This window comes from Arthrobacter sp. Z4-13, assembly GCF_054792705.1.
The window spans coordinates 2,120,879-2,141,983 of sequence record NZ_CP096459.1; the positions used below are offsets into that span (position 1 = coordinate 2,120,879).

General features: G+C 64.7%; 18 protein-coding genes. 7 read left to right on the plus strand and 11 right to left on the minus strand.

The window, feature by feature from the left end; translation table 11 throughout:
• The first annotated feature begins 95 nt into the window (after nt 1–95).
• The gene (locus M1E07_RS11500) at nt 96–1,352 is read left to right on the plus strand and encodes an APC family permease (RefSeq protein ID WP_461190313.1); all 1,257 of its coding nucleotides are present in this window, start codon (nt 96–98) and stop codon (nt 1,350–1,352) included.
• A 47-nt stretch (nt 1,353–1,399) separates the two neighbouring features.
• Nucleotides 1,400–2,899: an HNH endonuclease gene (locus M1E07_RS11505; RefSeq protein ID WP_461190314.1), complete on the plus strand. Its 1,500-nt coding sequence runs from the start codon at nt 1,400–1,402 to the stop codon at nt 2,897–2,899.
• Between the two features lie 44 nt (nt 2,900–2,943).
• Here the strand turns inward: M1E07_RS11505 and hisS are convergent, their stop codons facing one another.
• A complete protein-coding gene (gene hisS, locus M1E07_RS11510) occupies nt 2,944–4,314 on the minus strand; it encodes a histidine--tRNA ligase (RefSeq protein WP_461190315.1) in 1,371 nt (456 codons plus the stop codon).
• 228 nt (nt 4,315–4,542) lie between these two features.
• On the opposite strand from hisS, the gene M1E07_RS11515 reads away from it, so the two are divergent.
• The 3 genes from M1E07_RS11515 (at nt 4,543) to M1E07_RS11525 (ending at nt 7,774) form a co-directional block, all read left to right on the plus strand.
• Complete coding sequence (locus M1E07_RS11515) at nt 4,543–5,355, plus strand: peptidylprolyl isomerase (protein WP_461190316.1); 813 nt, start codon at nt 4,543–4,545, stop codon at nt 5,353–5,355.
• 66 nt (nt 5,356–5,421) lie between these two features.
• A complete protein-coding gene (locus M1E07_RS11520; RefSeq protein WP_461190317.1) occupies nt 5,422–6,924 on the plus strand; it encodes a DUF349 domain-containing protein in 1,503 nt (500 codons plus the stop codon).
• A 112-nt stretch (nt 6,925–7,036) separates the two neighbouring features.
• Nucleotides 7,037–7,774, plus strand: a complete 738-nt coding sequence (locus M1E07_RS11525) for a hypothetical protein (protein ID WP_461190318.1) — start codon at nt 7,037–7,039, stop codon at nt 7,772–7,774.
• Here the strand turns inward: M1E07_RS11525 and M1E07_RS11530 are convergent.
• From M1E07_RS11530 to pdxT, 9 genes are all read right to left on the minus strand, one after another.
• Nucleotides 7,655–10,045 carry a RelA/SpoT family protein gene (locus tag M1E07_RS11530; protein WP_461186850.1) on the minus strand — a complete coding sequence of 797 codons (2,391 nt, stop codon included), beginning with the start codon at nt 10,043–10,045 and terminating at the stop codon, nt 7,655–7,657. The genes M1E07_RS11525 and M1E07_RS11530 overlap by 120 nt on opposite strands.
• Nucleotides 10,046–10,177: 132 nt before the next feature.
• Entirely contained in the window at nt 10,178–11,200 is a 1,023-nt protein-coding gene (secF, locus tag M1E07_RS11535; RefSeq protein ID WP_461186851.1) for a protein translocase subunit SecF, read from the minus strand.
• Entirely contained in the window at nt 11,200–12,960 is a 1,761-nt protein-coding gene (gene secD / locus M1E07_RS11540; RefSeq protein ID WP_461186852.1) for a protein translocase subunit SecD, read from the minus strand. The genes secF and secD overlap by 1 nt, the downstream gene beginning before the upstream one ends.
• A 101-nt stretch (nt 12,961–13,061) precedes the next feature.
• Nucleotides 13,062–13,457 (minus strand): preprotein translocase subunit YajC, encoded by a 396-nt coding sequence (gene yajC / locus M1E07_RS11545; protein WP_461186853.1) that lies wholly within the window; start codon nt 13,455–13,457, stop codon nt 13,062–13,064.
• A 209-nt stretch (nt 13,458–13,666) separates the two neighbouring features.
• Nucleotides 13,667–14,755: a Holliday junction branch migration DNA helicase RuvB gene (gene ruvB / locus M1E07_RS11550; protein WP_461186854.1), complete on the minus strand. Its 1,089-nt coding sequence runs from the start codon at nt 14,753–14,755 to the stop codon at nt 13,667–13,669.
• Nucleotides 14,748–15,392: a Holliday junction branch migration protein RuvA gene (ruvA, locus tag M1E07_RS11555; RefSeq protein ID WP_461186855.1), complete on the minus strand. Its 645-nt coding sequence runs from the start codon at nt 15,390–15,392 to the stop codon at nt 14,748–14,750. The genes ruvB and ruvA overlap by 8 nt, the downstream gene beginning before the upstream one ends.
• Nucleotides 15,393–15,481: 89 nt before the next feature.
• A complete protein-coding gene (ruvC, locus tag M1E07_RS11560; RefSeq protein ID WP_461186856.1) occupies nt 15,482–16,060 on the minus strand; it encodes a crossover junction endodeoxyribonuclease RuvC in 579 nt (192 codons plus the stop codon).
• 50 nt (nt 16,061–16,110) lie between these two features.
• Complete coding sequence (locus M1E07_RS11565) at nt 16,111–16,866, minus strand: YebC/PmpR family DNA-binding transcriptional regulator (protein ID WP_461186857.1); 756 nt, start codon at nt 16,864–16,866, stop codon at nt 16,111–16,113.
• Between the two features lie 3 nt (nt 16,867–16,869).
• A complete protein-coding gene (gene pdxT, locus M1E07_RS11570; RefSeq protein ID WP_461186858.1) occupies nt 16,870–17,580 on the minus strand; it encodes a pyridoxal 5'-phosphate synthase glutaminase subunit PdxT in 711 nt (236 codons plus the stop codon).
• A gap of 92 nt (nt 17,581–17,672) precedes the next feature.
• Here pdxT and M1E07_RS11575 point away from each other — a divergent pair, with 92 nt between their 5' ends.
• Both M1E07_RS11575 and M1E07_RS11580 read left to right on the plus strand, forming a co-directional pair.
• Nucleotides 17,673–18,965: a MurT ligase domain-containing protein gene (locus tag M1E07_RS11575; RefSeq protein WP_461186859.1), complete on the plus strand. Its 1,293-nt coding sequence runs from the start codon at nt 17,673–17,675 to the stop codon at nt 18,963–18,965.
• Nucleotides 18,962–19,711, plus strand: coding sequence for a type 1 glutamine amidotransferase (locus tag M1E07_RS11580; protein WP_461186860.1), 750 nt, complete (start codon nt 18,962–18,964; stop codon nt 19,709–19,711). The genes M1E07_RS11575 and M1E07_RS11580 overlap by 4 nt, the downstream gene beginning before the upstream one ends.
• A 50-nt stretch (nt 19,712–19,761) precedes the next feature.
• Here the strand turns inward: M1E07_RS11580 and M1E07_RS11585 are convergent, their stop codons facing one another.
• Nucleotides 19,762–21,063, minus strand: coding sequence for a CapA family protein (locus M1E07_RS11585; protein ID WP_461186861.1), 1,302 nt, complete (start codon nt 21,061–21,063; stop codon nt 19,762–19,764).
• Between the last annotated feature and the right edge of the window lie 42 nt (nt 21,064–21,105).

Below are 21,105 nucleotides of genomic sequence, written 5' to 3' on the forward strand. Positions count from 1 at the left end.
GCGGGGTAACAGCGGGAAGATAAACAAGAAGTTAAATAGGATCGTTCGGGAACGATTCCGTTCGAGTTTACCCGCTGCAAAGGGACTGTCACCGCATGAGCGCACACCAGCAACTGCAACGAAGGCTTGGCACCTTCGATGCCACCACTATCGGGCTCGGCTCCATGCTGGGCGCCGGCGTGTTCGTAGTCTTCGCGCCGGCCGCCGCGCTGGCCGGAAATCTGCTGGTACTTTCGGTGGTCATTGCCGGGGCCGTGGCGTACTGCAACGCCGTGGCGTCGGCTGCACTGGCCGCGAAGTATCCCACCAGCGGCGGAACCTACGTTTATGGCCGGGAGCAGCTCGGAGAGTGGCCTGGCTTCCTGGCCGGCTGGGGTTTTGTCACCGGGAAAACCGCTTCGTGTGCGGCGATGGCGCTGACGTTTGGCACCTATGCGGCCGGTGACTACGCGGTGCCGGTGGCCATCGCGGCGGTGGTGGCATTGACCGTCGTCAACCTGCTGGGCATCACCCGTACGGCCCTGCTGACCAGGATCCTGCTGTGCGTGGTGCTGGCGACGCTGGTGTTTGTCGCCGTCGCGGCGATCGTTGGGCCGCACCCGGCCGCGGCAGGACTGGCCGAAGCCTCCCCAGGCGGCCCGGCTGGCGTGCTGCCTGCTGCCGGCCTGCTGTTTTTCGCCTTCGCCGGCTACGCCCGCATCGCCACGCTGGGAGAGGAAGTTAAGAACCCTTCCCGCTCCATCCCACGGGCCATCCTTGCCGCGCTGGCTGCCGCCTTCGCCATCTACCTTGCGCTGGCGTTGCTGCTGCTCAACCACCTTCCTGGCGGACAGCTGGCGGCCGCGCAGACCCCGTTACTGGAAGCTGTGCTGCAGTCACGGCTGGCGGCCGGCGCGCCGGTAGTGCAGGCAGGGGCGGCAGCTGCGTGCCTGGGCGCACTCCTTGCCCTCATCACGGGCGTGGGCCGCACCACTCTGGCGATGGCACGGGAGCATGACCTTCCCCGGCCGCTGGCCCGGGTGGGCGGAAAGCACACCGTTCCATATGTTGCAGAAGTAGCCGTGGCCGCCGTCGTTATCCTGCTCCTGCTGACCACTGACGTCATGACCGTGGTGGGCTTTTCAAGTTTCGGCGTGCTCATGTATTACGCCGTGGCCAACGCCTCCGCCTACACGCTGGGTTCGCATCCGGGGTACGCACCCAAGTGGCTCAACGCAGTCGGCTTCGTGGCCTGCCTTCTGCTGGCCTTCACCCTTCCACCGGCCTCGGTGCTCACCATGACGGCGGTCCTGACTGCCGGTGTGGCGGGACGCTGGCTGGTGCTGCGGCTGCGGCGAAAGTTATCCACATAGCTCCTCGGGCATCTGTTTTTGCCGCGCCCGGCTGGAAGACTTTGTCCATGGAAGCAACAGCGTCGTCGGGAACCCGGGGTCAGGAAGCGACTCAGGCAAAGGGAAGTCTTCCTGGGCCCCGGGTTGCTGATGCCGCACGCACCGTGGCGACCATCCGTCCCGCGCCTGATGGCCCCGGGATGATTGACCAGCTCCGTGAACTTGAGGATTTGAAAGCGGCAGCAGCCGCGGTGCAGGCCAAGATCGCGGTGGCCTTTGACCTTGCGAGGAGACAGGAACAGGCCGCAGCGGGTGTCCCGGCAGATGACCTCGGCACCGGGGTGGGAGCGGAAATCGCCCTGGCCCCGCGCGAGTCTCCATCCAGCGGCGGCCGGCTGCTGGGCTTGGGGAAAGCCCTGCTCACCGAGATGCCCCACACCCTCGCAGCGCTCAAGTCCGGGCAGCTGAACGAGTGGCGCGCCACCCTGATGGTGAAAGAAACAGCCTGCCTGTCTGCCGAGGACCGGGCCGCAGTGGACGAAGAGCTCGCCGCCGACACCGGATCGCTCGCCGGAGCCGGGGACCGGGCCATCACCGGCGCCGTCCGTGCCGCAGCGTACCGGCGGGACCCTCAGTCGATCGCCAGACGGGCTTCCCATGCCGTCTCAGAGCGAACCGTCAGCCTGCGCCCTGCGCCCGACACCATGGCTTACCTGACAGCGCTGGTTCCGGTCGCGCAAGGCGTCGCCGCCTACGCAGCCCTCACCCGTCACGCCGACGCCCTTAAGTCTTCTGGCGATGAACGTCCTAAGGGCGCCATCATGGCCGACGCCCTCGTCGAACGCGTCACCGGCACCCCGGGCGGGATCAACGGCGTCGAGATCCAGCTTGTGATGACCGACCGCACCCTCTTCCAGGGCGACAGTGAACCAGCCAGACTCACCGGCTATGGCGTCGTCCCCGGCAGCTGGGCCAGAGAAGCGCTCATGGGAGCGCTTGGCCCACAGCCTGCGGGCAGGGAAACAGTTGCTGAAAAAGCGGGCATGAGAGCAACTGGTTCTGGGAACACGGGCGCCGCGGCGCCTTCAGCAGCAACCCCGGAGAGTGCCGAGTTCAAGGTGTGGCTTCGTAGGCTCTACACCGCCCCGACTGATGGGGAACTGGTCGCGATGGACTCTAAGGCACGGCTCTTCCCACCGGGGCTCCGCAGGTTCATCCAAGTACGGGACGAAACCTGCCGCACTCCCTACTGCCACGCGCCCATCCGCCACCATGACCACATCGTCCCCTGGCACAAAGACGGCCCCACCACCAGCACCAACGGCCAAGGCCTCTGCGAAGCCTGCAACCACACCAAAGAAGCACCCGGATGGGCAGCCACACCCATGCAGGGACCTCGACACACAGTGGAACTCCGCACACCCACGGGCCACCGATACCGGTCGACAGCTCCCCTGCTGCCCGGCACCCAAATGACTGAGACCCGCTTGACCGGCCCCTTAGCAACCGCAGGGGACGCTGCGCCGCGGCGTCGTCGTCAGCACCGAGAGCGCACCGCGGCACTCTAACGCGCCCGCTTCAAGCAATCGGTGATGGCGTAGAACGTCGGTCCCTAAACCGCGGATGCCACCTGCACTGTTGAGGCCACCTGAACTGCGAGGTCCTCCAAGGGCGGGGTCCAGGTTTCCGGAAACGCGACAACCTGTTCGCCGGTGCGGATGTCCTTGACCTGATGGGTGCCGTCGTCGTCCGTGAACCAGACAAAGGGGATGCCTCGGCGGTCAGCGAACTTGATCTGCTTGCCGAACTTCTCGGCCTTTGCCGCTACTTCGGTGGCAATTCCGCGGTGGCGGAGCTGGGCGGCCACATCCTGTGCCGCACTCCAACTGTCGTCGGAGGTGAGGGCAACCAGCACGGCGGTGGGAACAGAGCGCGAAGCCTTTGCCAGATCCTGGCTGAGGATGCGGGACACCAGCCGTGTGACGCCAATGGAGAGGCCGACCCCCGGGAACTTCCGGTTGCCCTTTGAGGCCAGTGCGTCGTAGCGGCCGCCGGAGCAGATGGAGCCCAGCTGCTCGTGGCCCACCAAAACGGTTTCCACCACGGTGCCGGTGTAGTAGTCCAGGCCGCGGGCAATGCTGAGGTCAGCCACCACCTTGCCGGGGGCACGCTGGACGGCGGCCTCGATCACCTGTTCCAGTTCGTTCAGGCCCTCATCCAGCAGCTCGTTGCTGACGCCCAGCGCCTGAACCTTTGCCACAAAAGATGTGTCCTCGGTGCGGATGGCAGCCAACTGCAGGGCCTTCTGCGCCTGTTCGTGGGTGGCCCCCAGTTCCGCCTTCAGCAGGTCGGCCACCTTGTCCGGGCCGATCTTTTCGAGTTTGTCGATGCTCCGCAGCACGCCGGCGGTGTCTTCCAAACCGATGCCACGGTAAAAGCCCTCCGCGAGCTTGCGGTTATTGATCCGCAGGCGGAAGTCCGGGATGGGAAGCGCGCTCAGGGCCTCGGCAATCACCAGCGCGATTTCGACGTCGTACCGAAAAGGCAGGTCGCCGTCCCCCACTACGTCGATGTCCGCTTGGGTGAACTCACGTGCGCGGCCCTCCTGGGGACGCTCACCGCGCCACACCTTCTGGATCTGGTAGCGGCGGAACGGGAAGGCCAGGTAACCGGCGTTCTCCACCACATAACGGGCGAACGGGACGGTCAGATCAAAGTGCAGGGCAAGCGCGTGCGGATCGGCCTTCCCTCCCTTGACAGGGTTCTCGCTCTCGTCCTCCTGTAGCCGGCTGAGGCCGTAAACTTCCTTGTCGATCTCACCCTTGCGCAGCAACTGCCCGACTGTTTCCACAGCCCGGGTCTCGATGGAACCGAAACCGTGCAGCTCGAATACCCGGCGCAGCGTGTCCAGCACATGAAGCTCCACCAGCCGCTCCTCGGGAAGCCACTCGGGGAATCCGGACAGGGAGGCGGTGCGTGCCATGGTGGATTTTCTCCTCGTAGGTGTTGTGCCTGGGACTTGCCCGCCATCCCGAAACGGGCCAGGAACGGCGGCAGTCCAGCCAGTCATGCATAAACTATGTGCGGCAGTCAGTTTATGCGTCATCCGCCAGCATCTCTAATGCAGCGGAGGGGCAGGGCTTGGCCGTCAGACAACTGTGCCCGGGGCCCCAGGCCACGCCGTGCAGCAGCCCGACAAAAAGGAGGAGCCTTGGCGGCCAGTTCACGCAGCGCCCGCGAAGCAAAGCGTCGCATCCAGCAGATGGAAGCCAAGCGCGAGCTGCGGCGGGACCAGGAGAAGCGGCGCAGGCGCGACAACCTCATCGCCGCCGGTGCCGGTACCGCCGCCGTGGTGCTCGCCGTCGTACTCCAGCTCACCGCCTTTGCGGGGAATCCGACTGAGGAGGAGTTCGCCGCCGCCGAGGCTGGGCTGACCAGCCCAGCGGAGTCAGCTTCAGCAAGCCCTTCTGCCCAGGCGACCAACGGTCCGAATATCCCGGCTGCCGGGACCGCTGCGGGCAAGACCTTCACCGGCAACCTGGTCCTCAACGGGACAACCCTCGCTGTGGAGCTTGACGGGACAAACGCCCCGCAGGCCGCCGCGGTTTTCAAGTCCCTCAGCGACGAGGGCTACTACACCGGAAAAACCTGCCACCGGCTCACCACCGGTGAGACCTTCGGGCTGCTGCAGTGCGGTGCTTCAGGCCCCGAGGGCCAGGGCGATCCTGCCTACACCTGGGGACCCCTGGAGAACACCCCCGCCGACAATACTTATCCGGCCGGAACTGTCGCCGTCGCCCGTACAGGCAACAACGCTTTTGGCAATGGGAAACAATTCTTCATCGTCTACAAGGACACGGTCATCCCGGCCGACACTGCCGGCGGCTACACGGTGGTGGGAAGGGTGACATCCGGCCTTGATGCGGTGTCGGATATAGCTGCTGCGGGAATTACGCCGGGCAGCAGCGACACGGACGGCGCACCTGTGGAACCAGTCACGATAGACTCGTTTTCTCTGAAGTAGGAAGCCGGGCCACGGAGCTGCGGCGCAGGACCTGAGTATTCTCCTCCAAGCGAAAGACTTTTAGCGGTGACAGACAGTCAGAAATCCGACGAAACAGCAACAGACCTGACCGGCACGGCGGCACCCGCCGCCGGCGGTGAAGCATCTGAAGCAGCCACCACTCCGGCAGCGGAAGCTCCCGCGGAAAGCCAGGCCCCCGAGAGCAGTGCCCCGGCACCAGCTCCCCGCCCGGCGCCCTCCCCGGCTGCCTTTGCCTCCCGCCCCAAGCCCGCCGCCGCGCCTGCCGCAGCACCGGTAGCCACGGTCCCCGCCACCTCCCTGGCGGAAGCCTCGAAATGGGGACGCGTTGAGGGCGACGGACACGTTTTCCTGAACATCGACGGCGGCGAGCACCCGGTGGGCCAGTACCCGGACGTCAGCGACGACGAAGCCCTGGCCTACTTCGCCCGGAAGTATGACGACGTCGTAGCCCAGATTGTGCTGCTCGAGCAGCGCGTCAGCTCCAAGGCTCCGAGCACCGACATGCAGAAGACCGTCACGCACCTCCGCGAGCAACTGGCCGAACGGAACATGGTGGGTGACCTCCGCTCAGCCGAGGCGCGCCTCGAGAAGCTCTCCACCCAGATTGCCGAGCTGGAAAAGGCGGAGAAGGCGGAGCATGACGCCGTCCGCGCCTCTGAGCTCGCCGCACGCGAAGCAATTGTCGCCGAAGCCGAGGAGATTTCCGGCCAGGATCCGGCCCAGACGCAGTGGAAGACCTCCAGCTCCAGGATGAACGAACTCTTCGAGAGCTGGAAGGCTGCCCAGAAGAGCGGGGTCCGCCTGGGCCGCAGCAATGAGGACGCCCTGTGGAAGCGGTTCCGTGCAGCACGCACCGTGTTCGACCGCCACCGCCGTGCCTACTTCTCCCAGCTGGACAGCAACAACTCCGCTGCCAAGTCCGCCAAGGAGAAGCTGATCGCGGAGGCGGAAGCATTGTCCGCCTCGACCGACTGGGGTTTCGCCGCCGGCGAGTACCGCCGCCTGATGGACCAGTGGAAGGCCTCCCCGCGGGCCAGCCGCAAGGACGACGACGCCCTCTGGGCACGGTTCCGCGCCGCCCAGGACGTTTTCTTCACAAACCGCCAGGCCGCCAATGACGAGATCGACCAGGAGTACTCGGCAAACCTCGAGGTCAAGGAGGCCCTCCTGACCGAGGCCAACCAGATCCTCCCGGTGAAGGATCTGGCAGCTGCCAAGAAGGCGCTGCAGTCCATTCGTGACCGCTGGGAAGAAGCAGGCAAGGTCCCCCGCGCGGACATGGGGCGCATCGAGGCTGGTCTGCGCAAGGTTGAGGATGCAGTGCGCCACGCTGAAGAAGAACAGTGGCAGCGTTCCAACCCAGAGCGGAAGGCTCGTACCAACAGCGCTCTCTCCCAGCTGGAATCCGCTATCGCGGGGCTGCAGGACGACCTCGCCAAGGCTGAAAAAACCGGCGACCAGCGCAAAATCAAGGCTGCCCAGGAAGCCCTGGAAGCACGCCAGGCATGGCTTGACCAGATTCAGCGCTCGGCCAGCGAACTGTCCTAGGCCTATCGCCTGGCTCGCCCAGGCCGCCGTGCACTGCAGGCCCGGCTCCGGTTATCCACATATCCAGAGCCGGGCCTGTGCCTGTTAACGGCGTTGGCGGCAGGATGGGTGAATGGCGATTCCCCCACCTCCTCCCTCCGCCACCCCCGGCAAGGACCATATGCAGGTTGGAGAAGCAGCACCCCGTTTTCCTGAGCTGTATGCCCCTGGGATGCTCTTTGCCTCGCCGGAGCTGCAGTCCCTGGCCTCGGACGGCTTGCTGGAACGTTTCCACCAGCACGGCTATACGGTCCCGGGAGCCACGGCCTCCCCGCAGCTGCGCGCACGGGCAGCAGCGGGGGCAGTACCCGCGGCTGTCCGCCAGCGTGTAGTAGCGGGCCGGATGACGGCAGCGTGGATCTATGGCTGCGCGGGTGAACCGGACCGGCTGGCCCTCCTGGTCGACGCGAAACGGCGGGTCTCGAGCTTACGGAACACCAGGGGCTGCACCCTGCACGAGGTGAAGCTTGGCCCTTTCGATGTCGTCAGCCTTGGCGGCCTGATGGTGTCCAGCCCCCTGCGCACTGCCCTCGACGTCGCCCTGCACGTTGAGGCCGAACGCGCCATCCCCACCCTGGAGGCGCTGCTCGCCCGCCCGCAGAACGATGTGCGCCTGCGTTTGCTGGTCCTTGCCATCGAGGCCAGCCCCCGTGTTCCCCATAAGAAGGCGGCGCTGGAGAAGCTGGCCCGGCTAGCTCCGGCGTTTGTTCCCGGTGGTGCGGTAGACGTCGAAAACCCCGTCGATGCGGCGGACAGCACTGAGGACGTGGTGCAGGTACTTAGGGTCCCCCATCTCAAAGGCGAACTTTGAAATGGCCACCCTGTCAGTGGATGTATGGACGCTGGCCGCCAGGATGTTCACGTGGTTTTCGGACAGCACGCGCGTGACGTCCGAGAGCAGCGATTTGCGGTCCAGCGCCTCCACCTGGATTTCCACCAGGAACACGCTGGACTGCGTCGGGGCCCAGTCGACGTCGACGATTCTGTCGGGCTGGTCCTTCAGGTCCGAGATGTTGGTGCAGTCGGTGCGGTGCACTGACACGCCCGAGCCCCTGGTCACAAAACCGAGGATGGGATCCGGCGGCACCGGGGTGCAGCAGCGGGCGAGCTTTACCCAGACGTCGCCGACGCCCCGGACCACAACGCCGGAATCGGAGAACCGTGCCTTGGTGACCTGGGTGGGGACGCTGACTTCGGTGATGTCGTCATCGGTGCTTTCATTGCCGCCGAGGCTTTCGACGAGCTTCTCCATGACCGACTGCGCGGAGGTGTGGCCGTCGCCTACCCCGGCATAGAGGCCGGAAATATCAACGTACTTGAAGTCTTCCGCCACTGCGGCGAGAGCCTCGTGGGTCATCAGGCGCTGCAGCGGAAGGTTCTGCTTCCGCATGGCCCGGGTCAGGAGTTCCTTGCCGCGGTCAATCGCCTCTTCACGGCGTTCCTTGCTGAACCACTGCCGGATCTTGTTGCGCGCCCTGGCGCTCTTGACGAAGTGCTGCCAGTCCTGGCTGGGCCCGGCGCCTTCGGCCTTGGAGGTGAAGATTTCCACCCAGTCGCCGTGGTTCAGTTCGCTGTTAAGCGGCACGAGCTTCCCGTTGACCCGGGCACCGATGGTCCGGTGTCCCACCTCGGTGTGCACGGCATACGCGAAGTCCACAGGGGTGGACCCGGCCGGCAGGGCCATGACCTCACCCTTGGGGGTGAAAACGAACACCTCACGGGCATTGATCTCGAACCGCAGCGAATCGAGGAACTCGCCGGGATCGGACGTTTCCTGCTGCCAGTCCACCAGGGACCGCAGCCAGCCCATGTCACCGTCGCGGGGGCTGCCCGGGCCAACTGCGGTCCGGTTGGGCTGGTCCTTGTACTTCCAGTGCGCAGCCACGCCGTACTCGGCGCGGCGGTGCATCTCGTGGGTACGGATCTGGATCTCCACCGGCTTACCGCCCGGGCCGATCACCGTGGTGTGCAGCGACTGGTACATATTGAACTTCGGCATCGCGATGTAGTCCTTGAACCTGCCCGGCAGCGGGTTCCAGCGCGAATGCATGGTCCCCAGGGCCGCGTAACAGTCCCGGACGGAGTCCACCAGGACCCTGACACCCATAAGGTCGTTGATGTCATCGAAGTCTTTGTCGCGGACAATCATCTTCTGGTAGATCGAGTAGTAGTGCTTGGGCCGGCCCGTGATGGTTGCCTTGATCCTGGCGGTGCGGAGATCCTCCGTGATCTGGTCACGGATGACGCTCAGGCTCTTCTCCCGCTCGGGAGTCCGGTCCCCCACCATGCGGACAATCTCTTCGTACACCTTGGGATAGAGGGCCGCGAAGGAGAGATCCTCAAGTTCCCACTTGATGGTGTTCATACCCAGGCGGTGTGCCAAAGGAGCAAAAATTTCGAGCGTCTCGCGGGCCTTGCGGGCCGAAGATTCTGCAGAAACGAAACGCCATGTGCGGGCGTTGTGAAGACGGTCCGCAAGTTTGATCATCAGCACGCGGATGTCCTTGGCCATGGCCACGACCATTTTGCGCACTGTCTCGGACTGGGCTGCTTCGCCGAAGCTGACCTTGTCCAGTTTGGTCACGCCGTCAACAAGCATGGCCACTTCAGGACCGAAGTCACGCTTCAGGTCCGCAAGTGTGTAGGGGGTGTCCTCCACGGTGTCGTGCAGAAGGGCCGCCGCAAGGGTGGTCCCGCTGAGTCCAAGTTCCGCGAGGATGGTGGCCACTGCCACCGGGTGGGTGATGTATGGATCGCCGCTCTTGCGCTTTTGCCCCCGATGGCTTTGTTCCGCTACGTCGAAAGCCCGCTGGATCAGGTCAAAATCCTCTTTGGGATTATTGGCCCTGACCGTCCTCAGCAGCGGCTCGAGGATGGGCGAATAATTTGCAGTGCCTCGTCCTGTCAGGCGCGCGAGCCTGGAGCGGGTGCGTTCACGTCGGCCGGGAAAGGTGGGGCGTGAACCGGAGTTGTCCACGGGGACCAACGAACTTGGACGCTCGGAAGCGGCCCCGCCGGTCTGCAGACCGGCAGGACTTTTATCTCCCTGTGCCGTTGGCACCGACGCCGAACGTTCTTCCAATGAAGCACCCCTCACCACCGTTTAATTACCTCAGTCTATTCCCCAGCCGGGGGACTTCTTAAACCGGCCGTTTAAACAGGACGGGCCGGGCAGCGTCAAGGTTCTGACGCTCCCCGGCCCGGCACAAGTGGCTTAGGCTTGTGCCGGCTCCGCCGCTGCTGATCCGGACCTGGATGCAGACTCGGTCCGGCGCTGCTCCACGCGCTTGGCCTGCCTGACCAGATCGGGCTCGTTCTGCCGCAGCCAGGCATACATGGGAGCGGCGACGAAAATCGTGGCTGCGGTCCCAATAAGGATGCCGACGAACAGCGCAAGCGATAGGTCGCGCAAGGTTCCCGCGCCCAGCAAGCCCGCACCGATAAACAGGATGGCGCCCACGGGGAGGATTGCAACCATCATGGTATTGATCGAGCGGACCAGAGTCTGGTTCACTGCCAGGTTGACTTCCTCAGCAAAAGTACGCCGAGTGGATGCGTCAAGTTCCGCGGTGTTCTCGCGGATCTTGTCGAAGACCACCACCGTGTCATACAGCGAGTAGCTTAGGACAGTCAGGAACCCGATGATGGCAGACGGAGTGACTTCGAAATCACTGAGGGCGTAAACCCCGGCGGTGACGAACATCGTGACCGCCATGCCGGCGATAGCCGAGAGCGACATTTTCCAGGTGCGGAAGTACAGGGCCATCAGCACCGCGGCCAGGAGGACAAAGACCACCAAACCGATCAGGGCTTGCTTTGTCACATCAGCGCCCCATGTAGGACCAACGAACGTTGACGTCACCTCGTTGTCCGTGACGCCATAAGCCGAGGTCAGGCCCTCCTTGATCCGAAGGGTTTCGTCATCGGTGAGTTTGTCGGTTTGGATCCGCATGGTGGTTCCAGCCACGTTGGCTACGCGCGGAACGCTGCCCTCCACCACGTCGGTGACGGCCTTTTCACCCACGGCGGCCTCAGTGGTTTTCACGTTCGAGACAGTGAACTCCGACCCGCCGCGGAACTCGATACCAAGGTTGAACCCGCCCTTGGCCACCGGAATAAGAATGGACAGGGCAACGGCAACCGCCGCGATCATGAACCAGATCTTCTTCGCGCCCACGAAGTTGTAGGAGCGCTTGCCCGTGTAGAGCTCATTGCCGAAATTCGCGAAGCTGGGCATTACTTGTTCTCCTTCGCTGCAGACTTCGAGGAGCCTGCGAGCTGCTCCTGCTTCTGCGCCATCCGGCGTTCGGCAATGGTCATCCGGCGTTCTGCCTCAGCTGCGGCACCGGCATTCTTGGCACGGACCACGGCGGCAGGGTTGTCTTCCGGGGTACGGATACGCCCTGCACCGCGGTAGAGCGGCACGGCGCCCAGGCGCTTGGGATCAAGGCCGGACAACCGGTGACCCTCGCCGAAGAACTTGGTGCGCGCCAGCAACTGCAGGGTGGGGTGGGTGAACATAAACACCACAATGAGGTCGGCAATGGCGGTGAGGCCCAGCGTGAAGGCGAAGCCACGGACGTTGCCCACAGCCACGAAGTACAGAACCAAGGCCGCAAGGAGGTTGACGGCCTTGGAGGCCAGGACAGTACGCTTGGCCCGCTTCCAGCCGTTTTCGACGGCGGACACCAAGCCACGTCCCTCACGGAGCTCATCACGGATGCGCTCGAAGTAGACGATGAAGGAGTCTGCCGTCTGGCCGATGGCGACGATGATGCCGGCCACGCCGGCCAGGGACAATCGGTAGTTTTCGGTCCAGCCCAGGATGGCGATCGCGAGATAGGTCAGGACGCCGGCCACCACCAGCGAGGCGATAGTCACGAACCCAAGGGCGCGGTACTGGAAGAGGGAGTACACCACCACCAGCAGCAGGCCGATCACACCGGCGAGGAGACCCATGCGGAGCTGTTCGCCACCCAGGGTGGCAGAGATCTGCTGTTCACTCTGGATCTCGAAACTGATGGGCAGTGCACCGAACCTGAGCTGGTCCGAGAGTGCCTTGGCGCTCTGTTCCGTGAAACCGCCGGTGATCTGCGGCCGGCCGTCCGTGATAACAGCTAGCGAACGGGGAGCAGAGATGACCTGGTCATCCAGCACAATGGCGAACTGGGCCTTGGGGTCGTTGCCCGTGTCACCGCCGGCAGCCACGTAAAACTGGTTCAGGCGTTCAGTGACCTCTTTGAACTTTGCTGTGCCTTCGTCGTCGAACTGGATGTTGACGGCCCACTCGTTCGTCACGGCGCCCTGAGCACCCTGCTGGAGCTGGAAGGAGGACGTGACGATGTTGCTGCCCTTGACCTCCACCGGACCGAGGATGTACTTGACGGCAGGGTTCGTTCCGGAAGCAGGCTCACAGGTCACCAGCGGCTTGGCCGGATCCGAACGCTCCTGCTCATCCTGGGACGGGTTGTCACAGTCAAGCGCCTCGAACTGCCGGTAGATTTCCGGCGTGATCCAGTTCGTGTCGCTGCCGTTGGTAGGTTCCGCCGTCGGCTTGGGCAGCTGGTCCTCAGGGGCCCGCGACTCCTCCGGAACGGGTGCGCCCGCTCCGTTGAGGAGTACGGGGCGGAAGTTCATGTCGGCGGAGGCCTGGATCAGGTCGCGCGTCTGGGTGGAGGGGGTGCCGGGAAGGCTGACCACCACGTTGCGCCCCGACTGCGTGCTGATTTCTGCTTCAGCGACGCCGGAACCGTCCACGCGCTGGCGGATGATCGCGACAGCCTGGTTGAGCTGTTCTTCATTGATATCCGAACCGCCCTCTACCTTCGGCGCCAGGATCATCTGGGTGCCGCCTTCGAGGTCAAGCGCCAGCTTGGGCGCCCAGCTCGCTTGGCCGGCCATGGTGCCGCCCGCAAGGACAGCAGTCAGCACGGCGAGGATTACGCCGAGCCAGACCAGGACCCTGAGGCCTGGTTTCCTAGAACCAGTTCGTGCCATTTTTGATCTTTCTCTTATTCACGGAAGAACCGCCGGTGCATGCTTTTGCCTGCACCGGCGGCTTTCCGCAGCCGTAGAGGTGTTGTACAGAACCAGCGGGACTAGTTGTCCTTCTTGCCCTCATCGTTGAGGCGCTTCAGGGTCTCGTCGGGTGTCTCCACCGATGCCGGAGCGCTTCCGGTGTCCTGGACGGTCAGCGCGGAGGCATCGTCCGGTACGGCCGGGGCATCCTCTTCAGGAACCGCGACGGGCTCCACAATCTTGGTGACGGCCTGGCGGTGCACAGTGGCGAGGTTGCCCGGAGAGAGCTCCAGGGTGACCTTGTTCTCTACGTCATCCATGTCCACGATACGGCCGAAGAGGCCGAAGCTCGTCATGACCTCAACACCGGGGGCGAACTGCGATTGGAGTTCAGCCTGCTGCTGCTGCGTCTTCTTGTTGCGGCGGAACATCATGAAGATGAACACGCCAAGCATGACGAAGAGGAGTATTGACATTAGATCCAAGGGAGAAGTCCGTTCTTTTACGTGCCTGGCCGGTTTCTGATGACGTCCGATGAGTTCCGTCCGCTGGCCGGATTGCCGGACAGAAAACCTGACGGATTTCCTTCACCGCCAGAGCAGCCGCATTCTGGTGGCTGCAGAAACAAAGACCCGAACGTGCCGAGCGTCATACCAGTCTAAAGGGAAAAACTGAAGGGAGCCTGTTATTGGCTTTGCGGAGCCCAGTCTTCCGTACCGCCGGCGTCCTCAACGGGGGTTTCGAACAGGTCCAGCGGCTCCTGCCCGAAGACGCCGGAGGGAACGGCGTAGCCAAGGTGGGTCCACGCGGGGGCCATGGCGATCCGGCCCCGCGGAGTGCGGCCCAGGAGCCCCTCCCGGACCAGGAACGGTTCGGCAACGGTTTCCACCGTTTCGGTTTCTTCCCCGACGGCGATCGCAAGGGTGGAAAGCCCCACCGGGCCGCCGCCAAACTTGGTGATCAGCGCCTCCAAAACCGAGCGGTCCAGCCTGTCCAGTCCCTTTTTGTCCACTTCATACATGTCCAGCGCAGCAGAGGCCGCCCGCGCGTCAATCTGTTCGATACCGTGAACCAACGCCCAGTCGCGAACCCGCCGCAGCAGCCGGTTGGCAATACGGGGCGTGCCGCGTGAACGTCCGGCAATTTCGCTGAATCCCGCGGAGTTGACCTTGAGATCCAACAATCCGGCGGAGCGCCGCAGGACAAGCTCAAGCTCGCCGACGGAGTAGAACTCCAGGTGCCCGGTGAAGCCGAAGCGGTCACGGAGCGGCCCGGGCAGGAGGCCTGCACGGGTAGTCGCCCCCACCAGGGTGAACGGCGGAAGTTCGAGCGGAATGGCCGTGGCGCCGGCTCCCTTGCCCACCACGATGTCCACGCGGAAGTCCTCCATGGCCATGTAGAGCATTTCTTCTGCCGGCCTGGACATGCGGTGGATTTCGTCCAGGAACAGGACTTCGCCCTCCGACAGGGAGGAAAGGATGGCCGCCAGGTCTCCCGCGTGCTGGATGGCGGGGCCACTGCTGATCCGCAACGGGGCGTTCATCTCAGACGCAACAATCATGGCCAGCGTCGTTTTGCCAAGACCGGGCGGGCCGGAAAAGAGCACGTGATCGGCACTTCTGCCCCTCATACGGGAGGCCTGCAGCACCAGGGAGAGCTGCTTGCGGACGCGGTGCTGGCCTACGAAGTCGTGCAAATTCTTGGGCCGGAGCGCGGCCTCGATGGCCCGCTCCTCCGGCTCCTCCCCCGCGGCCACCACTGACGGTTCAGCCACGGCTGCCTACGCGGTTGCCGGCACGCGCCCCATCCTGGCCCAGCCAGCGAAGGGTGGTCCGCAGGATCTCCGGTACGTTGCCGCGGAAAGAAACCTCGGGATCATCGGCCAATGCCTTGTCGATACTTGCTGAAGCGTCCTTCTCAGACCAGCCGAGGCTTGTCATGGCGGCGACTACCTGCGGCTTCCAGGCAGCCTCGGCAGCGGTGGGTGCGTCGGCTGTACCGGCGGTGCCATGCGGAACCAGCTTTCCGGCGAGCTCCAGGACAATCCGGCCGGCCACCTTGGGACCGATTCCCGGCACCTTGGTGAAAGTCTTGCTGTCCCCTGTGTGGGCCGCCACCCGGATAGCCTCCGGATCATGGACGGCAAGAACCGCCAGTGCCAGACGCGGGCCCACGCCGCTGACACTGAGCAGGACATCGAAAACTTCGCGCTCGTCGTCGGACGCGAAGCCGAAGAGGGTGAGCGAATCCTCCCGGACGATCAGGGACGTAAAAAGCTGGCCCTCCTCCCCCGTGCGGAGCCGGCTGAGGGTCTGCGGGGTGGCATTGACGCTCATTCCCGCGCCGTTGAGGTCAATGACGGCCGTGGACAGCCCCACGTGCGCTACGGTTCCGCGGAGGAAACTGATCAAGGGCTGGCTCCTGGTGTACTGCCGTGCTCCAGGGGCTGGGCCGGCTATCCGAACATATTTACGAATACCCTAGCAAGCAGCCAGGACAATCAGCGTGCGCGCCGCACCTTGGCTTCGGCTTCGGCCCATGCTCTTTGAGCCGGCGTCAGCGAAGAGCTGCCGGGCCCGGTGGTGGCAATGGCCGCGCCGCTGCCTGCCCGCCAGGCGTGCGTGATGGCCAGCGCCAAAGCGTCCGCCGCGTCGGCCGGGCGGGGCGGGGCATCGAGCCGGAGGATCTTGGTGACCAGCTTGGTGACGGCATCCTTGTTGGAGTTGCCGCTGCCGGTGACGGCAGCTTTGACTTCCGACGGCGTGTGCAGCGCTACCGGGATCCCACGGCGCGCCGCGGCGGCAATCACCACGCCGGACGCCTGGGCAACGCCCATCACCGTGCTGACATTGAGCTGGGAAAAGACGCGCTCGACGGCGAGGACCTGCGGCTCGTAGCGGTCCAGCCACTCGTCGATGGCCAAGGCGATCACCAGGAGCCTCTGGTCCAGCGTCTCCTCCGGAGAGGTTCCCACCACACCAACGGCCACCATGGTGGCGCGCCTGTTCCGTTCGACGTCCACTACGCCAATGCCGCAGCGGGTCAGTCCGGGGTCAACGCCCAGTACGCGCAGCGTCACGGGCGCCCGGATTCAGCAGGCACCCAAGGTTCAGCGGGCAAGGCCGGGCGTCACTCGGATTCCAGGGCGGCCTGGACTTCGTCGCTGAGGTCGGCGTTGCTGTAAACGTTCTGGACGTCGTCCAGGTCCTCCAGGGCGTCCACGAGCTTCATGAACTTCTTGGCGGCTTCCAGGTCCAGGGGCACTTCCATGGACGGGACGAATTCGGCCTCGTCCGTGTCGTACTCGATTCCTGCATCCTGGAGGGCATCGCGGACAGCCTGCAGGTCCTTCGGATCCGAGTGGATTTCGAACGCGTCGCCGTTGTCCTTGACTTCCTCGGCACCGGCGTCGAGGACAGCCATGAGGACGTCGTCCTCCGTGAGGTCCTTCTTCGGCAGGGACACCACGCCCTTGCGGCTGAAGAGGTAGCTGACCGAACCGGGGTCGGCGATGGTGCCGCCATTGCGGGAAATGGCCAGGCGGACTTCCGAAGCTGCGCGGTTTTTATTGTCCGTCAGGCACTCGATGAGCAGCGCCGAACCCTGCGGGCCGCGGCATTCGTACATGATCTCGGTGTAGTCAACCACTTCGCCGGTGAGCCCGGCGCCGCGCTTGATGGCGCGGTCGATATTGTCAGCCGGAACGGACGTTTTCTTGGCCTTGGTCACGGCGAGTTCAAGGCCCGGGTTGCCGGAGAGGTCCGGGCCGCCCATGCGGGCAGCGACTTCGATGTTCTTGATCAGTTTGGCGAACGACTTTGCACGGCGGCTATCAAGGATGGCTTTCTTGTGCTTGGTCGTCGCCCATTTGGAGTGGCCTGACATGCTTTACGCTTCTCCTCTGATCATGCGGATAAAAAGTTCGTGTACGCGTTTTTCCCCAGTCACTTCCGGGTGGAAGGAGGTGGCCAGCAGGTGGCCGGAACGCACTGCAACAATTCTAGCCGTCCCCGGCAGCGGGACCGCGTGGGACGCGTGCTCCGGATCGGCCGGTTCAACCTGGGCCAAGATCTCCACATCCGGGCCTGCGCGTTCCACCCAGGGCCCCCGGATGAAGACGGCGTGGACAGGAGGAACGCCGGAATCGGTGGCGCTGAAATCCAGTCCCTTAAAGTCCAGGTCCGTTTCAAAGGAATCGCGCTGCCGGCCGAAGGCGTTGCGCCGCACGGTAATGTCCAGCCCGCCGAAGGTCTGCTGCGGAGCTCCGGAAAGGTCAGTGGCGGGGTCGGCAATGTCCTCAGCGAGCAAAATCATGCCGGCGCAGGAACCATAGACAGGCAGGCCGCCGGCGATCCGCTCCCGGAGGGGTTCCATCAAGTCGAACGCGCGGGCGAGTTTGTCAATCGCGGTCGACTCGCCGCCGGGAATGACCAGCCCGTCCAGGCCGTCCAGTTCCTTGGAGCGGCGGATCCCAATGCCCTCGGCTCCGGTTGCTTCGATGGCGCGAAGGTGCTCGCGGAAGTCACCTTGGAGCGCCAGCACGCCGATCCGCAGGCCGGAGCCAAGGCGCGCCGAAGGAGCTGAAAGGGAGTTTGTCATACACCCAGCATACGGGGCACGGCCTTCCCTGACCGGTCCGGCAGTCCCACCCCGACGGCGGTTCCATGCCGTTGCTGGGATATATTCGAATAATGCTCTACTTCAGTGTTCCGCTCGGCAAACTGGTCCGCCGGGTGTCCCGGCTCCGGGGCGGCGGGTCTGCCCTGCCCGGGCTGGTGGTCGAAAAAATCGATCCCGGCTTTATGCGGCGGACGCTCACCACGCTCCCCCACGGCGTCGCCGTGGTCAGCGGCACCAACGGCAAAACCACCACTACCAAAATGGTGGTGGAGCTGCTGGAGAGCCAGGGGCTGAAAGTTTTCACCAACCGCACCGGCAGTAACTTCACGCGCGGCGTGGCCGCTGCGCTGCTGGGTGAGGTGGACTGGCGGGGCCGGCTCGACGCCGACGTGGCTGTCCTTGAACTGGACGAGGCCCACGCCGTGCACTTCGTCAACAGCGTCCCGCCCCGTTACTGCCTGCTCCTTAACGTCCTCCGGGACCAGCTGGACCGGTTCGGCGAGATCGACAAGACGGCCCAGCTGCTCCAGCACATTGCTGCAAAGACCACCGGAACGGTGGTGCTCAACCGTGAAGACCCGCGGGTTGCCCGGATCGCAGCCACCCTCACCGGCCAGGACGTTAAGTACTTCGGCCTGGACGATTCCCTGCTGGGCACCTTCCCCAACGACGACGATATGCGCGCCGCTCCCGGAAGTCCCACTCCGGCGGGACTGCCGGAGAAGCCTGCCGCCGACGTCGTACTCCGCAAGGTAGGTGCGGACACCGCCGAATTTGAGTACGACGGCGTCACGGTCACCACCGGGATGAAGCTGCGCGGCGTGTACAACATCTTTAATGCTGCCGCCGCGCTGACCCTCGCGCGGAGCATTTGCGGCGGCGGCGCAGCCACCGCCGACCACAACACCCTGCTGGCGGCACTTGCCCAGGTTGCGCCGGCCTTCGGACGCGGCGAAAGCCTTACGGTGGACGGCCAGCCCCTGGACCTCGTCCTGGTCAAGAACCCCAGCGGGTTCCGGCTCGGCCTGAAGTCCTTCCCGGCCGGCGGCTACGCCACCATGATTGCCATCAACGACAACTACGCGGACGGCCGCGACATGTCCTGGCTCTGGGATGTGGAGTTCGATTCACTGCGCGAGGGCGGAGTGGACCAGCTGACCGGCTCCCGCGCCTACGACATGGCCCTGCGGCTGCAGTATGACGACGTGCGGATCGGTGGGGTCGAGACCGAGATCGCGCCGGCCCTTGCTGCCTTCATCAGGGAAGCCCGGGGCAAGCCGAAGCGCATCTTCTGCACGTACACCGCCATGCTGGCCATCCGCCGCGAGCTGTCCAAAATCACCACCGTGGAGGTTGTCTCTTGAGCCAGGATGGCGTGGGTCCCGCGCAGAGCAAGGGCACTATCCGGGTTGTGCAGCTCTACCCGCGTGACATGAACATCTATGGTGACTGGGGCAACGCACTGGTCCTGCAACAGCGCATCCGGTGGCACGGCTACACCCCGGAGCTGTTGGAATACAACGTGGGCGACCCGTTCCCTGAAGACGTTGACATCATCGTCGGCGGCGGCGGCCAGGACAGCGGGCAGCTGGTGATCCAGGACGATCTGCAGACGCGCGCGGGAGTGCTGAAGGACCTGGCCGAGGACGGCGCCCCGATGCTGGTCATCTGCGGGCTGTACCAGCTCTTCGGACGGTTTTTTAAGACGCGCACCGGAGCGGTCATCCCCGGCATCGGCGTCCTTGACGTCGAAACCCACGGCACGGACGAGCGCTTGATCGGCAACGTCAAGGTGGCTACGCCGGAGTTCGGCGAAGTACTGGGTTACGAGAACCACAGCGGGCAGACCACCCTCGGCAACGGCGTCCGCCCCCTCGGCACCGTGGCCAAAGGCACCGGAAACAACAGCAGCGACGGCCAGGAAGGTGCCCGCTACCGGAACATTGTGGCGAGCTACCTGCACGGGTCACTGCTGCCGAAAAACCCGGCCATTGCCGACTTCCTGATCCGCACCGCTGCCGAGCGTAAATTCGGGTCCTTTGATCCCGGCCAGCCGAACGACCGGTTCGCGGAACTCGCCAGGGAACACGCCGCGCGCCGTCCGCGCTGACTGTCACGGGCTCCAGGAGCCGACGGCGGCACTCCCCTCTGGGGAGCAGCTTACGGTTCGCGGGTGATGAGGAGCTCGTGGGCGCCCGCCGCTGCCGCCCCCCGCGATTCCACTACAGTGCTGGTCCGCTGCCTGGTGGCTGCGTCCGCTTCGGGGCCGCCACACGGTCCCTGCGGAGCGTCGGCAGCTACCGAGCACCAGCGGTACGGGTCGCGGACCATCAGCGATGGCGCCCAGGCGAGATCCGTCGCGGACCATTTTCCGGCTGGGTCCTGCCCGAACTGCACCCTCACCAGCAGGCCCTCGTTGTTGACCTCATACCAGGGCGACAGCTCCGTGACGCCGTTGCCCAGGCCATAGACAATCCAGGTGCCCTTGTAATTTTCGATGGGCTGCACTGAGTGGGCGTGGTGGCCGTAGACCAGGTTGAACTGCCCGCTGTCCACCAGCGCGCGTGCCACCTCCTGCTGCTGCCCGTTCGGTTCGCCGGCATACTCATCACCTGCGTGCATGGCGGCCACCACGATATCCGCCCCCAGCGCCCGGGCCTTTTCGGCTTTGGAAATCATGGTTGCGCTGTCCAGCATGTCCACCTGCCAGGGGTACTCAGGCAGCAGGCCGTTGAGCCCGTAGGTAGCCTGGATGACGGCTACTTTCGCAGCCGCCGTCTGCATGATGAGGATGCCGTGCGATTCCTTCTCGGTGCGGTAGGAGCCGGTGTGTTTCAGACCGGCAGCATCGAGGGCGTCGAGAGTACGCAGCAGCCCGTCCGTGCCGCGGTCGATGGTGTGGTTGCTGGCCGTGGTGCATGCCTGGTAGCCCACGTCCCTGGACGCGTTGATGATCTGGGGTGGGACGTTGAATGACGGGTACGCGGAGAACGGACCTTCTGGGCCCGCCACCGGTGTCTCCTGGTGGCAGATGGCAAGGTCACTGTTGTTGACGTACTGGCGTTGGCCTTCAAGAAGGGGCCCAAAATCCAGGCCCGGCCTGCCTGCCTCCGCTGCGTCCTGCTGCGCCTGCTGCCACAGTTGGGCATTGACCAGCATGTCCCCGGTGACGAGGACGCTGGTGCACCGGACCACGGGGCAGGCTGGGCCCCTGCCGGGCGTGGGTGTGGGTGTGGGTATGGAATTTGGGGCAGGAGAGATGGGTGGGGCCGGACCGGCAGGTGGGGCCGGACCGGCGCCGGGGCCTGGACTCTGCGAAGCGGACTGCGCCGGCCGCGGTGCCGGCCCTTCCTGTTCAGTCACCAGGCCGCAGCCGGCCAGCAGAGCAGCTGCGAGCAAGGCCCAGATAATGGGCCCGGCGCGCGGGGCAGCACCCGCCCAACTAATCCCCATAAGGGTCATTCTAGGTATAGACCCCCGCCGCCACGAGCATTGAGGGGTCGT

What these genes read in the sequence shown, in the direction of transcription:
- M1E07_RS11500 (WP_461190313.1), top strand. Translation starts at nt 96, where the DNA reads ATGAGCGCACACCAGCAACTGCAACGAAGGCTTGGCACCTTCGATGCC.
- M1E07_RS11525 (WP_461190318.1), top strand. Translation starts at nt 7,037, where the DNA reads ATGGCGATTCCCCCACCTCCTCCCTCCGCCACCCCCGGCAAGGACCAT.
- M1E07_RS11565 (WP_461186857.1), bottom strand. Translation starts at nt 16,866, where the DNA reads ATGTCAGGCCACTCCAAATGGGCGACGACCAAGCACAAGAAAGCCATC.
- hisS (WP_461190315.1), bottom strand. Translation starts at nt 4,314, where the DNA reads ATGGCACGCACCGCCTCCCTGTCCGGATTCCCCGAGTGGCTTCCCGAG.
- pdxT (WP_461186858.1), bottom strand. Translation starts at nt 17,580, where the DNA reads ATGACAAACTCCCTTTCAGCTCCTTCGGCGCGCCTTGGCTCCGGCCTG.
- yajC (WP_461186853.1), bottom strand. Translation starts at nt 13,457, where the DNA reads ATGTCAATACTCCTCTTCGTCATGCTTGGCGTGTTCATCTTCATGATG.
- secF (WP_461186851.1), bottom strand. Translation starts at nt 11,200, where the DNA reads ATGCCCAGCTTCGCGAATTTCGGCAATGAGCTCTACACGGGCAAGCGC.
- secD (WP_461186852.1), bottom strand. Translation starts at nt 12,960, where the DNA reads ATGGCACGAACTGGTTCTAGGAAACCAGGCCTCAGGGTCCTGGTCTGG.
- M1E07_RS11585 (WP_461186861.1), bottom strand. Translation starts at nt 21,063, where the DNA reads ATGACCCTTATGGGGATTAGTTGGGCGGGTGCTGCCCCGCGCGCCGGG.
- M1E07_RS11505 (WP_461190314.1), top strand. Translation starts at nt 1,400, where the DNA reads ATGGAAGCAACAGCGTCGTCGGGAACCCGGGGTCAGGAAGCGACTCAG.
- M1E07_RS11575 (WP_461186859.1), top strand. Translation starts at nt 17,673, where the DNA reads ATGCTCTACTTCAGTGTTCCGCTCGGCAAACTGGTCCGCCGGGTGTCC.